Genomic DNA, 13,198 nt, shown 5'->3' with positions numbered 1-13,198 from the left:
TTACGCTCTTTTCTCCTGTTTTTCAGGAACGAGTGTTGAGATGATGCGTATCGCTTCTTCCGTTGTTAAATCAATTTCTTCAAGTAGTTTATTCACACTGCCGTGCTCAATAAATTGATCCGGAATACCCATCCGCTCAATAACAGCCCCATGGTGGCCGGATTCATGCGCATATTCAAGTACCGCACTGCCAAATCCGCCTTCCAGTATGGCTTCTTCTATCGTCAAAATGGGTTTTTTCCAGGCTAGCAGCTCGTCCAACATCTCTTCGTCAAGCGGCTTAATGAAACGGGCATTGACGACTTTCACGCTGGTTCCCCGTTCTGAGAGTTTGGATGCCGCTTCAAGTGCCATTGGAATGGTTGTACCGAATGTCAAAATAACTGCATCCGATCCTTCTCTCAATACTTCCCAGGAACCTATCGGAATCGTCGTCATGTCAGGATCAATCTCCACCCCAATACCGTTTCCGCGCGGGAACCTCATCGCAATTGGACCGTCGTTATATTGAAGCGCTGTGTTTACCATATGACGTCCTTCATTTTCATCTTTTGGCATCATTAATACCATATTAGGCAAATGTCTCAAAAAAGCGATATCAAATACACCTTGATGTGTTTCGCCATCTGCACCGACAAGACCGGAGCGGTCAATACCAATGAATACATTTAAATTCGGGCGGCAAATGTCATGCACAACCTGGTCATACGCACGCTGAAGAAATGTTGAATAAATGGCCAGGAACGGTTTCATTCCCTGTGTCGCAAGACCGGCGGCCACTGTTGCTGCATGCTGTTCCGCAATTCCCACATCAAACATCCGATCTGGAAATTCTTCTGCAAATCCGAGGAGCTTTGATCCTACAGGCATTGCCGGTGTGATCGCGACGACTCGCTCATCCGCGCGTGCAATTTCACGTACCGTTTCACTAACGAGTGCACTCCAAGCCGGTGGTTCGTTTTTCGATTTAATAATATCCCCGGTTTCCATTTTATATGGACCTGTTCCGTGCCATGAACCGATTGTATCGGATTCAGCCGGTTTATAGCCTTTTCCCTTTTTCGTGATGACGTGAACAAGTACGGGACCTTCTGTTCGTTTCGCCTGTTCTAAACTCTTTATCAAATCGTCAAAACTATGGCCGTCAATCGGGCCGAGATAAGTGAAGCCGAGTTCCTCAAAAAACATACCGGGGACAAACAAATACTTTAAACTGTCTTTTAATCGTTCTGCGGTGCTCGCAACTTTGCCGCCAACCGCCGGAATGCGTTTTAAAATAAATTCAAGCTCATCTTTTAATTTGTTATATTTGCCGCCTGTTCTCATACGTCCCAACATATTATGGAGAGCACCGACGTTTGGAGCAATCGACATCTCGTTATCATTTAAAATGACAATCATATTTGTTTTTTCATGGCCAATATGGTTTAATGCCTCCAACGCCATGCCGCCGGTTAATGCCCCATCGCCAATGATTGGTACAATATGTGAATCTGTTTTTTTAAGATCACGGGCAATAGCCATACCCATTGCGGCGGAAAGAGACGTTGAACTGTGGCCAGTTTCCCATACGTCATGTTCGCTTTCGATCATTTTCGGGAATCCGCACAATCCTTTATACTGGCGGAGTGTATCAAACTTATCTGCACGGCCTGTTAAAATTTTATGGACATAAGATTGATGACCAACGTCCCACAGAAATTTATCTTTCGGGCTTGTGAAACAGTGATGAAGCGCGACAGTCAGTTCCACTACACCAAGGTTTGGACCAATGTGACCGCCTGTTACCGACAATTTTTCAATTAAAAATTTACGAATTTCTTCACTTAACTGTTCCATTTCATGGACGTTCATTTTTTTCACAAAAGACGGGTCTGATATGGATAAAAGATCCAAGTGGATCAACTCACTTTCATTGCTGTTTCAGATTATTGTTAAAAGGTATCGCTATTATAGCACACAGCTGCATTTACTAACAATTTTCGTCATTTAAGCCGTTCGTTCGGCAATTAAATTCGCAAATGACTCAAGAAGGGGAGCCGGCCGGCTCAGCGCATTAAGTGCATCGTGTGCTTGATTTAATTCATCTGCTAATTTTTCTTTTGCACCAGTCATTGTTAAAAGCGACGGATATGTACTCTTTTCATTAAATTCATCACTGCCGACTGGCTTCCCAATTTCTTCTTCTGTACCTTCTATATCGAGAATATCATCCCGAATTTGGAACGCAAGGCCAATATGACGGGCATATTTTTCAAGCAATTCTGTATCCCGCTCATCGGCACCGCCAATGTAGGCTCCTGCCATTACACTGAATACAAGCAATCTTCCTGTTTTATGAAGATGGATGTACTCCAATTCTGGAAGGGTTAACACCTTTTGTTCTCCTTCCATATCTGCCATCTGCCCGCCGACCATGCCCTCAGGACCGGCTGCTGATGCCAGCATTTGAATAAGCTTTACAGATTGTTCAGGAGAATGATTGGTTGAAGAAGCAATGAGCTCGAATGCATATGTTAACAATGCATCTCCTGATAAAATGGCTGTCGCTTCGCCGAACACTTTATGATTTGTCGGCTTTCCACGGCGTAAATCATCATCATCCATTGCCGGCAAGTCATCATGTATAAGCGAGTATGTGTGAATCATTTCAAGTGCGCAAGCCGTATCTAGACCCTTCTCCACTGGCTTCCCGTATGTCTCCAAAGCGGCAAATAAGAGCATTGGCCGAATACGTTTTCCTCCAGCTTTTAATGAATACGCCATAGATTCTTTAAGCGTGTCAGGTGCTAGAAGTGTCTCGACACGTTCCAGCATATACGATTCAAACATACTCCGCTTTTCTTGAATATAGTTCTTGATCGCTGTCATTATTCCTCTCCATCCAATCGAAACGGTTCGTCTCCCTGATTTGTGACGAGCTTTGCCAGTTCAGATTCTGCATTTCTTAGTTTTTCGTGACAGAGTGCGGATAATTCCATTCCAAGTTTGTATTCTGCGAGTGCTTCTTCAAGCGGAACATCTCCTTCTTCCAGACGAGCTGTAATTTTTTCAAGTCGTTCCATCGCCTGTTCAAAACTTAATTCATCAAGTTTCATCTCTATTCCCCCTGATTAATTGAACGTCTGTACAGAGTGTTCCATCTGCAAGACGAACACGGATTTGATCCCCTTTTTTGACGTCTTTCACCGATTTAATCAATGTATCATTTTCACTGTACGTTAAACTGTATCCTCGTTCCATTACTTTGAGCGGACTGAGTGCATGAAGCATCGAAATTGAATTTTGAAAACGAACCTTTTTGTCATCGACCGCAGATTCAGCTGAAAATCGAAGTCGCCGATTCAACTGCTCCAACTGTGATCGTTCCACTTGAATACGCCGCTGAGGACCTATACGCCGGAGCTGGATTGCTGTGTGATTTGCTGCTGTTTTTTTTCGGTCTAGAATCGATTTTACACTTCGGATTAACTGTTCAGTCTGTCTGTCTGTCTTCTCGGATTGCTGTCTGTACAATGCCTGCGGGTTTCGGATAATATACGAGTTCATGGCCGTTTGATGACGGTTTCTCGACACGCGTATCGTTTCGGCTGCCGCCCGTATTAGACGGTTTTGTTTTGACTGAAGACGTTCGAGAACTTCCTCTATATGCGGCACCGCCATTTCTGCAGCAGCGGTCGGTGTTGGAGCTCTCAGATCAGCCACAAAATCGGCAATTGTAAAGTCCGTTTCATGGCCAACGGCTGAAATAACGGGTATACGCGAGTCAAAAATCGCTCTGGCAACCGCTTCTTCGTTAAATGCCCACAATTCTTCAATCGACCCGCCGCCGCGTCCGGCAATCAATAGTTCTGCCCGTCCATCCGTATTGGCTTTCTGGATTTGTGAAACAATCGATTGAGCAGCCTTGTCTCCCTGAACAAGAGCCGGGTAAATCAATATGGCAACAGCGGGATAGCGGCGTTTGATCGTCGTGATAATATCACGAACAGCGGCACCGGTTGGCGAAGTAATCACAGCCACACATGTGGGGTACGCTGGAAGAGGACGTTTCCGTTCTGCTTGGAACAGGCCTTGCTGTTCCAATTTTTTTTTCAGCTGTTCATATGCAAAATAAAGATCACCGACACCGTCTGGCTGCATTGTTTTTACGTACATTTGATACTGGCCGCTTGATTCATAAACGGTAATCTCACCAGTCAGCACAACCTGCATTCCGTTTTCTGGACGAAATTTTAATGCGCGATTAGAAGCAGAAAACATAACAGCCAGAATGCGCGCACTGTCATCTTTTAGCGTAAAATACATATGCCCGCTTGAGTGATGCTTAAAGTTTGAAATTTCCCCTTTTACGGCGACATTTTTTAAATGTGGATCTGCATCAAATTTTCGTTTTATGTATTTTGTTAAAGCTTTTACAGTCAAGCATTGATTGGCTTCCATCTCTGTTCACCTTTTTCTTCAAATAAAAAAACTGTCTTTCCGATTATAGCATGATCGGAAAGACAGATTCATCAATCGGTTTCGCTGTTTATTTTACAGCAAATGCTTTTGCTGATTTCACTGTATTGTATAGAAGCATCGTGATCGTCATTGGACCAACGCCGCCTGGTACAGGTGTAATCGCTCCTGCAGCCTCTTTTACTTTTTCAAAGTCAACATCTCCGCACAATTTGCCGGCTTCATTACGGTTAATACCCACATCAATGACGATAGCACCCGGTTTTACATGATCAGCCGTAACGTAACTTGCTATCCCGACCGCAGCAATAATGACGTCCGCTTGACGTGTAATTGACGGTAGATCTTTTGTACGTGAGTGGCAAATTGTCACAGTTGCGTTGTTCATTAATGACAGAAGTGCTGCCGGTTTGCCGACAATATTACTGCGGCCGATTACCACTACATGTTTTCCTTCAAGTGAGATATTTTCGTGTTCAAGCATTTTTATGATTCCATATGGTGTGCATGAATAAAACGAATCTTTCCCGATTACCATTTTACCAACATTAACCGGGTGAAAACCGTCGACATCTTTCTCTGGTGCAATCGCATCAATTACTTTATCTTCAGAAATATGCTTTGGGAGCGGCAATTGGACGAGAATACCATGAATGCGGTTATCATTGTTCAATTCCTCTACTTTCTGAAGCAGTGCTTCTTCTGAAAAATCTGCTGGATAGCGGTGAACTTCAGAGTGGATGCCAATTTCTTTACTGCTTTTTTCTTTGCTATTCACATACGTATGTGACGCCTGGTCATCTCCCACAATGACAACGGCTAGGCCTGGAGTAATGCCAGACTTTATTAAAGCGTCTATTTCTTCTTTTAATTCAGCACGAATATCTTTTGCAATTGCTTTTCCATCAATAATTGTTGCTGTCATAAAAAAACCCCTCACTTATTTCATCGATTGATTTATTTTCGATAACACACCGTTAATAAATTTACCCGCGCGTTCATCACTGAAACGTTTTGCTAATTCGATCGCTTCATTCATTGCGACTTTCGATGGGACATCTTCAACATATGTCATTTCATATACAGCCAGCCGCAAAATATTCCGGTCCACTTTTGCAAGACGATCAAACGACCAATTTTCTAGATTTTCTTTTATGCTTTTGTCAATTTCTTCAAGATGGTCTTCCACCCCGAGAACAATGTTGTGTAAATAGCCGCTCTCACTGCTGTCACCGTTCAGAACGTTTTCAATTGCTTCTGCTGCTTCCGCTCCACTTAAATCCATTTGATAAAGTGCCTGGATGGCCTTTTCACGTGATGCCCGTCTATTCATTCATGTTAACTCCTTTTTATTTAATGCCCTTCTGATCATAGCATAAATCAAGACGGGGGAAAACATGAGAAAAACGCCCCGGCTTTGCCGGAGCGTCATTTTAAACTTCATCTTGATATTCAGGTTCCGGCTGCTTTGTTTCAAATTGAATGCCGACAATGTGAATGTTCACTTCATCCGCTTCGAGCGCTGTCATATTAAGAAGCGTCTGACGGATTCCTTCCTGCATTAACTTCGCAACACGAGGAATTGACACACCAAATTTCACGACACAGTAAACATCTACTTTAATGCCGTCCTCTGTGAGATGAACGCGCACACCTTTACCGTGATTTTTTTTCCCAAGACGTTCCACTACGCCCGATGCAAAACTTCCGCGCATTTTTTCAACGCCATCGACTTCTGATGCAGCAATACCAGCAATGACCTCTATCACTTCTGGAGCAATTTCAATGCGGCCATGACCATTTTCCCCGTCACTCATTTCAAGCACTTGATTTGTTACATCCTGTTCTGCCATGTTACAACACCTCCGAAATTAAGATTGGGATTTCATCACGTCATACGTTTCAAGAAACTTAGTGTTGAACTCGCCGTTGATAAACACGTCATGTTCAAGCAATTTTTGATGAAAAGGAATGGTCGTATGAACGCCCTCAACAACGAATTCAGACAGTGCCCGTTTCATGCGTGCAATAGCTTCCTCACGCGTTTTGCCATGAACAATCAGCTTCGCTACCATCGAATCATAAAAAGGCGGGATCATGTAACCCGGGTACACAGCTGAATCGATGCGTACGCCATAACCGCCCGGTGGCAAGTAGCCTTCCACGCGGCCGGGAGATGGCATAAAGTTTTTCTCCGGGTTCTCTGCATTGATCCTGCACTCAATTGCCCAGCCGTCAAATGTCACTTCATCTTGAGTAAGCGAAAGCTTTTCACCGGCTGCAACACGAATCTGTTCTTTTATCAAGTCAACTCCTGTAACCATTTCCGTTACGGGATGTTCTACCTGAATACGTGTGTTCATTTCCATAAAGTAGAATGAATTTTCGTTTGCATCATAAATAAATTCTACTGTACCAGCACCTGTATATTCAACCGCTTTAGCTGCTTTGACTGCTGCTTCGCCCATGGTCGCTCTCGTTTTAGAATCGAGTGCAGGTGAGGGCGTCTCCTCAAGAAGCTTTTGCATCCGCCGCTGGATTGTACAGTCACGCTCTCCGAGATGAATAACGTTTCCATACGTATCTGCAAGCACCTGAATTTCTACATGACGGAAGTCTTCAATAAATTTTTCTAAATATACACCCGGATTTCCAAATGCAGTTGCCGCTTCCTGCTGCGTCATATTCACGCCTTTTTCAAGCTCTCCAGGGTCCCGGGCAACACGGATTCCTTTCCCCCCGCCGCCTGCTGTCGCCTTAATGATTACCGGGTAACCAATTTGTTCAGCGATTTTCAGGCCTTCTTCCACGTCTTTAATGATACCGTCTGATCCTGGAACAATTGGGACACCCGCTTTTTCCATCGTATCCCGTGCTACATCTTTCGTTCCCATCTGTGTAATTGCTTCAGGAGATGGACCGATAAAAATGATATTACATTCACGGCATAGTTCCGCAAAATCGGCGTTTTCTGCAAGAAACCCATATCCCGGATGTATGGCATCCGCTTCTGTTAGTTTTGCGACACTGATGATATTCGTAAAGTTTAGATAGCTGTCTTTTGAAGCTGTTGGTCCAATGCAGTACGCTTCATCTGCTAGTTGAACGTGTAAAGCATCCCGATCTGCCTCAGAAAATACTGCAACTGTTTCGATATCGAGCTCTTTGCAGGCGCGAATAATGCGCACTGCAATTTCACCGCGATTGGCAATTAACACTTTTTTAATCATTCACATATCCTCCTTATTCGGGTTTCACTAAAAAGAGCGGCTGTCCGTATTCGACGAGCTGTCCATCTTTAACAAGGATTTCAACGATTTCGCCGTCTACTTCCGCTTCAATTTCGTTAAATAATTTCATTGCTTCAACAATACAGACTATGGAGTCTGAATTGATTTTATCACCTGGTTTTACGTACACATCAGCATCCGGTGATGGTGATTGATAAAATGTTCCTACCATTGGAGACGTAATTTTATGTAAATTAGAATCGTCTGCTGCTGATTTCGGTGCTTCCGGAGCCGGAGCATCTTGTATAGCCGGTGCCGCCGGTTTTGGTGCTTCTTGAACTGGTGCAGGCTGTGCAACCGGTGCTTCCGGTGCTGCAGCGTATGTAGTCGTGCCTGTTGATTTTTTCATTTTCAATTTGCTGCCTGCTGATTCAAAAACGAATTCCTCAATCCCCGATTGATCAACGAGTTTGATTAGTTCTCTAATTTCCTGTACTTTCATCTTTAAAACACCCCTTCAAAAATAAATGATTTCCGGAACATCTTCATTAGAAAATGAGGAAACTCCTTATCTCATTTTATCTTTTTTTCGTCAATTAGCAAATACGAATCAAAACGAAAAAGGGCTCACCCGTTCAAAGGCGAGCGTTTTTTACCTATTTGAAGGGCTGAAATTCAACAGAAACAGGCATTTTTTCGTCCATTTCTTCTTTTGCAAGCCGGATAATTTCATTCGCGGCTTCAGCTGAATGACTGTCCGCTTTCACCGTAATCCGAACTTCACCGTCACTCGTCCGCACAAGTGCATCTTCGTAGCCTTTCGATTTAATAAGCGTCTCTAACATTTGTTCTTTCGATGCCAGTGCATCAAGTTCCTGTATTTCGTCATAAGCTTCGTTTTTCGCTTCAGCGGATACGTCAGCAGATGCTACTTTTGCCGTTAATTCCTCTTTTAATCTACTGCGTTCATCTTCCGCTTCAAGCCGGATAAGCTCAAATACTTCATCACCCGCAGTTTCTTCTATCTTCACATCTACATCCTCTGCAGGAGCGTCCGGCATTGATTCTTCAAGTGTAGATGCTGGCAGAAGTTTCTCGGGGCCTGTCACATAATACACGCCTAAAACCGCCGTTAAACTTACCATTGTAAACAGCCAGACTGTTTGTTTTTTTGGCATCACTCATTCTCCTCCATTTTTTCCCGGCATAACGGCAACGCGATGTACTGGTACCCCAAGCACGCGTGTCACCGCTTCAATGATCCGTTTTTTCACTTGCACCTTTTCCGCTCCTTCTGCGACAATTAGAACGCCTTGAATCTCCGGCTTACGCACTTCTAAAATAACCGGATTTTCTGCGTCTCCTGACCGGACAACAGCCATCTGTTCCTCTTTTGTTTCATCATCACTTCCTTTTGACGATGAAGTATTTTTCTCCAGCACTTTCCGTTCAGATGATGCAAGATTTACAATGACTGATACATTTTTAGCTCCCGCAATTTCATTTAATGCCATAGTAAGCTCCCGCTCATATGCACTTTTTACGTCGACTTCCGAAGTGGTTTCTTTATCCGTTTTTTTTTCGTTTTCCGGTGGATCGGCTCCTTGTAAGTCCCCAAGTGCCATTAAGGCAATGCCGCCACCAAGCAGAATTGCCGCCCATTTTAACGGCTTGTCTGCTTTGCCTTTTTGCAGAAAGGAAAATAGACGCTTCCGCTCACTCACCTCCCGCATCCCCCTTTTGAATCACAATATTCAATTGACCGGCATCCATATTCCACTTTTGTGTCAACACATCCATTATTTTTTCTTCCGGACAGCCGCCCCTTTCAACTTCCTCAACCGTGACTTGTAGATGGTTAAGGTCATTTTGCTGAACGTCCGCTTCAACGTGTCCTATCAAACATGATGGATAGGATCGAAGAGCTGCTTCTGCTTCAGCATATACTTGCTGTTCCATATAAGGATTTGCTGTTAAGGATTCCGTTTCCATTAATTGATTAAGCTGGTCATCCGTTTGCTGCTGGAAAACATTTGTTCTTTGTTCGTTTTCCAGCTGTAATGAAAAATCAACATTAGTTAGGAGTGAAAAAACAGGTGAAACAATCGCCGTCATAATAACAAGACCAGTCACAAGGCGAACGTATTTTTGCATGACTGACTCTGGAATCAACATATCGATGGCTGCGGCGCATAACAATATGGCGAGTACACTGGTCAGCCAGTCAAAAATCGATTGCATATACTCACCTCATCATGTATGCTGCATTGCCAGCTGCCACGACGGCTGCCATCATTAAAAAATACATAAACGATACAAGTGCCAGCGCTGCAAGAACAAAAGACATCGTTTTCCCAATTATTTCCAGGCAGGATGCAGCCGCGGAGTCTCCAAGCGGCTGAAGGACTGCAGCTGCGACTTTATACAAAAAAACGAGTACCATAATTTTCACTACGGGAAACATTGCCGTTAATAAAAGCAGCCCGATGCCAGCGGCACCTGCAGTATTGTTAATCATTAAAGCTGCACCAGAAGCAGTATCGGCTGCGTCTGCCATCATTCGTCCAACAACCGGGACAAATGTGCCGCTTAAAAATTTAGCGGTTTTCACTGTCAATCCGTCCGCTGTTGCCGCAGCCATGCCTCTCATTGTGATAACAGCCAGAAAAACCGCCATAAATGCGCTGAGAAGTGATACACTGAGTGTCCTCAACAGACCAGCAATCCGGTCGGCCTTATAATGATCGGACAGAAGCCCGACTAAACTGAATAAAACCGAAAAAATAAGGCTTGGCAGTACAATTTGATCAATTAAAATACCCGAGGCATTCATCAAAAACAAAAGCAGTGGAGGAAACAGTGCAGCTGAGGCAACTGCTCCCGAAAGTGTAAGCAACGCAATCAATACCGGCATAAAAGCGGTCATAAAAACCGTCATATTTTCAATTGCACCGGATGCTGATTCGACCGCAAGGCGGAATGTATTCATCGCCAGAATGAAAACGGGAATCAATATGGCGGCCTCTGCTGTTTTACTCACAGTTTGATGTCCGAATGCATGTCCCATCGTTTTTAATACAGATGCTAAAACAGATAGCAAAAAAATGATCGATAAAAGCCTTATATGTTCTGTTACTTCAAAGAGAATATATGCTTGGATTGCATCAATCCATTTCTCTAATGAAAAAAAATCAGCTATGTTAAGATTATCTGTATCCATTTCAAATTGTTGAGGCAAAAACGAGCCATATGTTTGCTTTATTTCACGCCACCGTTGTTCAATTGCTGTTAAATCTACATTTTCCATTAGCGGCTGCATTACTTGTCCCATTTATTCACCGCCCCGGCAGCATTGCGATAACCGTTTCAATGAGCATTGCTAAAATTGGTAAAACGAGTGTCATAATGATGATTTTTCCTGCTATTTCCATTTTTGATGCAAGTGCATTTTGACCAGCATCTCTTGCGATATTTGCGATAAACTCAGAAATATAAGCAACTCCAACTGCTTTTAACACCGTTTCGACATAAATTTTTTCCGCTCCGGCATACGCAGCCATTTTTCGAATCGCTGCAATAAGTGATCCCATTTCTCCAGCGATACCGTATAAAAGCAGACCGCAGACGAGAAATACAAACAACAATGAATAACCCGCACTGTATTCACGCAGCAAAACAGCAAGAAAGACGGCAACGAGAATAATGGCGGCGATGTGTGTGATAGCAATGGTTTGACCGCTCCTGTCACTGGAATAAAAATACTGATTTTATTCTGTCAAACAGCTGTCCAACAATGGTTGCTGCCAGAAATAAAATGTACAAAAAGCCAAACAATGTCACCCACTGGGCATATTCTTTTTTGCCAAGCTGTTCCAAAATAGTATGCAAAAAAGCGGCGATGATCCCGATTCCTGCTATTTTAAAAATTAGATCTATGTCCACATTCATGTCATTCCCCGCCTTACATAAGCAAAATGGCTGTCAATAAACCCGATAGAACGCTGACAGCACGAACCATTCCCCCAAAACGTTGTTCTTCCGCAACCGCTTCTTCCCGCCTTTTTTCAAGCTGCTTGATCACATGTTTCAACCTTCGTTCTTCGGCTTCCTGTGTACAAGATCCAAGCATGTGACCCGCTTGTTCAAGAAGACGTATATCTGTCGGTTTGAGAGCCAGCAGGTCTTGGTTTTGCTGAAGGGTACTTGTCCATATATGATCCGCACTCGTTTCACTTGATGCCAGCCGATCTGCAAAGTCACGAAAAAATACCGAAGCCGGTTTTTCACCTGTTTCTGAAATAAAGCGGGCGGTCGTTTCAATTGAATCCGCCCCGAATAAAATAGCGGATTCCATCGTCAATAAAGCCGATTCAAATTGGCGAATGTTCCTCACCCGGTCCATATAGGTTTTTGATTTTTGCATGCCAATAAGAAAAGATGCGAAAATAATGAAGCAAGCGCCAATCCATTTCATGAGAATGTTGGAGCCGATTTTATCGCCCTGCCATGCAGGTCACGAACAACATATTCGTGCTTCGGCTTTATATCAATATATCTGCTGAACAATCCACTCTCTTTTATCTCACGAATGACCGGCCGGCGAATGGCCTCTTCATAAGAATGAGCATGAACCGTTGCAATGACGGCAATCCCCGCGTTAAGGGCTTCCGACATCGCGTATGCATCTTCCGTACGTCCAATTTCGTCCGCAATTAATAGTTCCGGGCTCATCGACCGAATCATCATCATCATACCTTCAGACTTGGGACATCCATCAAGAACATCCGCCCTTTGTCCGACATCCAGCTGTGGAACGCCATTCAGGCAGCCGGCAATTTCAGAACGTTCATCCACAATAGACGTTTTACTTGCCGGAATTCCATAATCCCCCTGTCCACTTGCTGCAATCCGGGCAATGTCACGGAGTAGTGTTGTTTTACCCGAACGCGGCGGACCAATTAAAAGTGTGCTTTCCCATCCATTTTCATATAGAAAAGGAAGCAAGTGACGTGCGATTCCTTTTTTTTCTCTCGCAATACGAATGTTAAAAAATGAGAGGTTTGTCATGGAGTGAATGAGACCTTTTTTTAACACGGCCTGTCCTGCCAGCCCGATGCGATGCCCGCCTTCAATCGTGATGTAGCCTTTTTTCATTTGTTCTTCTAGACGATAAAAGGAATGCTTCGTCAATTTATGAACGAATGCCAAACGTTCTTTTTCAGTAAAAATAACCTGGAGAAGATGTTGTCCCGTTCCCGTTAGTTCTACAGGCTGTCCAGTTCGAAGCCTAATTTCTTCTATGTTCGCATCCTTTTTTAAAATCGGTGCTACTGCCCGGGAAATCGTTTCAGGTAAATACGGCAAAATGGCTTCATACGGCATTTAGTAGTGTCGCCTCCTTCCTCTCTTTTCACACTGTATGAGAAAAAGTAAAAAAATATGAAAATAAGGAAGGATAAATGAGATGTAAATGAGTTTTGATTCAGAAAGAAAAAAACCCGCCGTTG

Annotated in this window: 17 protein-coding genes; all 17 read right to left on the bottom strand. The window is 43.6% G+C overall.

Annotated elements, in window-relative coordinates; all coding sequences use genetic code 11:
• The 17 genes from dxs to spoIIIAA all read right to left on the bottom strand — a co-directional run bounded on the left by dxs (position 1) and on the right by spoIIIAA (position 13,073).
• Positions 1-1,896 (bottom strand): 1-deoxy-D-xylulose-5-phosphate synthase, encoded by a 1,896-nt coding sequence (gene dxs / locus BTO28_RS07190; protein WP_076764849.1) that lies wholly within the window; start codon positions 1,894-1,896, stop codon positions 1-3.
• 93 nt (positions 1,897-1,989) lie between these two features.
• Positions 1,990-2,871, bottom strand: a complete 882-nt coding sequence (locus BTO28_RS07185; protein WP_076764848.1) for a polyprenyl synthetase family protein — start codon at positions 2,869-2,871, stop codon at positions 1,990-1,992.
• Complete coding sequence (xseB, locus tag BTO28_RS07180; protein WP_076764847.1) at positions 2,871-3,098, bottom strand: exodeoxyribonuclease VII small subunit; 228 nt, start codon at positions 3,096-3,098, stop codon at positions 2,871-2,873. The genes BTO28_RS07185 and xseB overlap by 1 nt, the downstream gene beginning before the upstream one ends.
• On the bottom strand, positions 3,088-4,443 hold the full coding sequence (gene xseA / locus BTO28_RS07175) for an exodeoxyribonuclease VII large subunit (protein ID WP_076764846.1): 1,356 nt from the start codon (positions 4,441-4,443) through the stop codon (positions 3,088-3,090). The genes xseB and xseA overlap by 11 nt, the downstream gene beginning before the upstream one ends.
• A gap of 88 nt (positions 4,444-4,531) precedes the next feature.
• Positions 4,532-5,386: a bifunctional methylenetetrahydrofolate dehydrogenase/methenyltetrahydrofolate cyclohydrolase FolD gene (folD, locus tag BTO28_RS07170; RefSeq protein WP_076764845.1), complete on the bottom strand. Its 855-nt coding sequence runs from the start codon at positions 5,384-5,386 to the stop codon at positions 4,532-4,534.
• Positions 5,387-5,401: 15 nt separating this feature from the next.
• Positions 5,402-5,794, bottom strand: a complete 393-nt coding sequence (gene nusB / locus BTO28_RS07165; RefSeq protein ID WP_076764844.1) for a transcription antitermination factor NusB — start codon at positions 5,792-5,794, stop codon at positions 5,402-5,404.
• Positions 5,795-5,894: 100 nt separating this feature from the next.
• Complete coding sequence (locus tag BTO28_RS07160; protein ID WP_076764843.1) at positions 5,895-6,314, bottom strand: Asp23/Gls24 family envelope stress response protein; 420 nt, start codon at positions 6,312-6,314, stop codon at positions 5,895-5,897.
• A gap of 18 nt (positions 6,315-6,332) precedes the next feature.
• Complete coding sequence (gene accC, locus BTO28_RS07155; protein WP_076764842.1) at positions 6,333-7,691, bottom strand: acetyl-CoA carboxylase biotin carboxylase subunit; 1,359 nt, start codon at positions 7,689-7,691, stop codon at positions 6,333-6,335.
• A gap of 13 nt (positions 7,692-7,704) precedes the next feature.
• Entirely contained in the window at positions 7,705-8,193 is a 489-nt protein-coding gene (gene accB / locus BTO28_RS07150) for an acetyl-CoA carboxylase biotin carboxyl carrier protein (RefSeq protein ID WP_076764841.1), read from the bottom strand.
• A 154-nt stretch (positions 8,194-8,347) separates the two neighbouring features.
• The gene (locus tag BTO28_RS07145; RefSeq protein WP_076764891.1) at positions 8,348-8,869 is read right to left on the bottom strand and encodes a SpoIIIAH-like family protein; all 522 of its coding nucleotides are present in this window, start codon (positions 8,867-8,869) and stop codon (positions 8,348-8,350) included.
• Between the two features lie 3 nt (positions 8,870-8,872).
• Positions 8,873-9,415 carry a hypothetical protein gene (locus BTO28_RS07140; protein WP_076764840.1) on the bottom strand — a complete coding sequence of 181 codons (543 nt, stop codon included), beginning with the start codon at positions 9,413-9,415 and terminating at the stop codon, positions 8,873-8,875.
• Entirely contained in the window at positions 9,408-9,932 is a 525-nt protein-coding gene (gene spoIIIAF, locus BTO28_RS07135) for a stage III sporulation protein AF (RefSeq protein ID WP_076764839.1), read from the bottom strand. The genes BTO28_RS07140 and spoIIIAF overlap by 8 nt, the downstream gene beginning before the upstream one ends.
• Before the next feature lie 4 nt (positions 9,933-9,936).
• Entirely contained in the window at positions 9,937-11,022 is a 1,086-nt protein-coding gene (gene spoIIIAE, locus BTO28_RS07130; RefSeq protein ID WP_076764838.1) for a stage III sporulation protein AE, read from the bottom strand.
• A 4-nt stretch (positions 11,023-11,026) separates the two neighbouring features.
• Entirely contained in the window at positions 11,027-11,335 is a 309-nt protein-coding gene (locus BTO28_RS07125; RefSeq protein ID WP_083711370.1) for a SpoIIIAC/SpoIIIAD family protein, read from the bottom strand.
• 100 nt (positions 11,336-11,435) lie between these two features.
• A complete protein-coding gene (spoIIIAC, locus tag BTO28_RS07120; protein WP_076764836.1) occupies positions 11,436-11,639 on the bottom strand; it encodes a stage III sporulation protein AC in 204 nt (67 codons plus the stop codon).
• A 13-nt stretch (positions 11,640-11,652) separates the two neighbouring features.
• Positions 11,653-12,165 carry a stage III sporulation protein AB gene (locus BTO28_RS07115; protein ID WP_076764835.1) on the bottom strand — a complete coding sequence of 171 codons (513 nt, stop codon included), beginning with the start codon at positions 12,163-12,165 and terminating at the stop codon, positions 11,653-11,655.
• The gene (gene spoIIIAA, locus BTO28_RS07110; RefSeq protein WP_076764834.1) at positions 12,162-13,073 is read right to left on the bottom strand and encodes a stage III sporulation protein AA; all 912 of its coding nucleotides are present in this window, start codon (positions 13,071-13,073) and stop codon (positions 12,162-12,164) included. Before spoIIIAA ends, BTO28_RS07115 begins: the two co-directional genes overlap by 4 nt.
• Positions 13,074-13,198 lie beyond the last annotated feature (125 nt).

Origin of the sequence: Domibacillus epiphyticus (assembly GCF_001975785.1) — a bacterium.
In the GTDB taxonomy this organism is placed as follows: Bacteria; Bacillota; Bacilli; order Bacillales; family Domibacillaceae; genus Domibacillus; species Domibacillus epiphyticus.
The sequence above is the reverse complement of the archived record's forward strand: the minus strand, read 5'-3'. Positions and strand labels throughout refer to the sequence as shown.

Bases quoted from the DNA above. Each gene is read 5' to 3' on its own strand.
- xseA (WP_076764846.1), bottom strand. From the start codon at position 4,443: ATGGAAGCCAATCAATGCTTGACTGTAAAAGCTTTAACAAAATACATA.
- BTO28_RS07160 (WP_076764843.1), bottom strand. From the start codon at position 6,314: ATGGCAGAACAGGATGTAACAAATCAAGTGCTTGAAATGAGTGACGGG.
- xseB (WP_076764847.1), bottom strand. From the start codon at position 3,098: ATGAAACTTGATGAATTAAGTTTTGAACAGGCGATGGAACGACTTGAA.
- spoIIIAA (WP_076764834.1), bottom strand. From the start codon at position 13,073: ATGCCGTATGAAGCCATTTTGCCGTATTTACCTGAAACGATTTCCCGG.
- accB (WP_076764841.1), bottom strand. From the start codon at position 8,193: ATGAAAGTACAGGAAATTAGAGAACTAATCAAACTCGTTGATCAATCG.
- spoIIIAE (WP_076764838.1), bottom strand. From the start codon at position 11,022: ATGGGACAAGTAATGCAGCCGCTAATGGAAAATGTAGATTTAACAGCA.
- BTO28_RS07115 (WP_076764835.1), bottom strand. From the start codon at position 12,165: ATGAAATGGATTGGCGCTTGCTTCATTATTTTCGCATCTTTTCTTATT.
- folD (WP_076764845.1), bottom strand. From the start codon at position 5,386: ATGACAGCAACAATTATTGATGGAAAAGCAATTGCAAAAGATATTCGT.
- nusB (WP_076764844.1), bottom strand. From the start codon at position 5,794: ATGAATAGACGGGCATCACGTGAAAAGGCCATCCAGGCACTTTATCAA.
- accC (WP_076764842.1), bottom strand. From the start codon at position 7,691: ATGATTAAAAAAGTGTTAATTGCCAATCGCGGTGAAATTGCAGTGCGC.
- BTO28_RS07185 (WP_076764848.1), bottom strand. From the start codon at position 2,871: ATGACAGCGATCAAGAACTATATTCAAGAAAAGCGGAGTATGTTTGAA.
- spoIIIAC (WP_076764836.1), bottom strand. From the start codon at position 11,639: ATGAATGTGGACATAGATCTAATTTTTAAAATAGCAGGAATCGGGATC.
- BTO28_RS07145 (WP_076764891.1), bottom strand. From the start codon at position 8,869: ATGCCAAAAAAACAAACAGTCTGGCTGTTTACAATGGTAAGTTTAACG.
- spoIIIAF (WP_076764839.1), bottom strand. From the start codon at position 9,932: ATGCAATCGATTTTTGACTGGCTGACCAGTGTACTCGCCATATTGTTA.